This window comes from Staphylococcus caprae (assembly GCF_002902725.1).
Classification (GTDB): domain Bacteria; phylum Bacillota; class Bacilli; order Staphylococcales; family Staphylococcaceae; genus Staphylococcus; species Staphylococcus caprae.
The window spans coordinates 695-1,552 of the sequence record NZ_PPRT01000098.1 but is presented as its reverse complement, the minus strand read 5'-3'; the positions used below and the strand labels follow the sequence as shown (position 1 = coordinate 1,552).

Below are 858 nucleotides of genomic sequence, written 5' to 3'. Positions count from 1 at the left end.
AGGTATATATGTATTTTGCAATAAAATATTTTTGGATAAAACCAAAAGTAGTTGAGTATGTCATTCTAAAAGAGCATTTAAACTCAGATGAAGATTTGGAAGAACGTGAATTAAATTTACAAACTGCTAGAGTTAGATCAGTATACTATTTTATTATTTCAGTGATGCTTTTCATTATTACAAAATTAAGGATGAATATTGATTTGAAGGATGATGCAGTTTCTGTGAATTCAACTTTGATGTTAATTGGGATTATTATAATAGTTTTATGGTTGATTATTGATTTTTATAGAAAGGGCCGTTATGGTATTTTCTTATTTAAAACAATAGTTCCTCTAACTGTTACTATTTGGATTATTATAACAACCTTAATTTTATAATAGTTTAATAAAATCAAATGATAGGGAGATACATATTATGAAAAGAGTTTTAGTTATATTATTGATGTTAACGATAGTTTTAGCAGGGTGCAATAATGGGGAAAAATATAAAAAAGATATTGATAAAGTTTATAAAGAACAAGAAAAGCTCAACAAAGAGATTTCACTGTTTAGTGATAAAGTAAATACTAAAATTGATCGAGATAAAAGTAATACTCATGTTTATAAAGATGGAAAAGTTATCATCATTGGCATTCAATTATTTAAAAAGGAAAATAAATTACATTACTTCTATTATAATATTAAGGATGGCAAAGCAAAATTTGATGAAGAAGCGGATCCAATGAAATATATGAAAAAACATGATGCTGATTATGAGGAAGAAAATCAAAAAGTTGAAAAGAAATAAATTAAGTAGTCAGTTGAAAATATAATTATTAATAATTTTAATGAAATAGTTATATCGTTGGTAATATCT

Annotated in this window: 2 protein-coding genes; both read left to right on the top strand. The window is 24.4% G+C overall.

What is annotated here, in order from left to right; genetic code table 11:
• Positions 1 to 380, top strand: a 380-nt coding sequence (locus tag CD155_RS12765) for a DUF5080 family protein (protein WP_142382863.1), incomplete at its 5' end; no start/stop codon positions are given.
• 37 nt (positions 381 to 417) lie between these two features.
• The gene (locus CD155_RS12760) at positions 418 to 789 is read left to right on the top strand and encodes a cystatin-like fold lipoprotein (protein ID WP_002441717.1); all 372 of its coding nucleotides are present in this window, start codon (positions 418 to 420) and stop codon (positions 787 to 789) included.
• Positions 790 to 858: the final 69 nt, after the last annotated feature.

Coding starts and splice junctions, on each gene's coding strand:
- CD155_RS12760 (WP_002441717.1), top strand. CDS start 418: ATGAAAAGAGTTTTAGTTATATTATTGATGTTAACGATAGTTTTAGCA.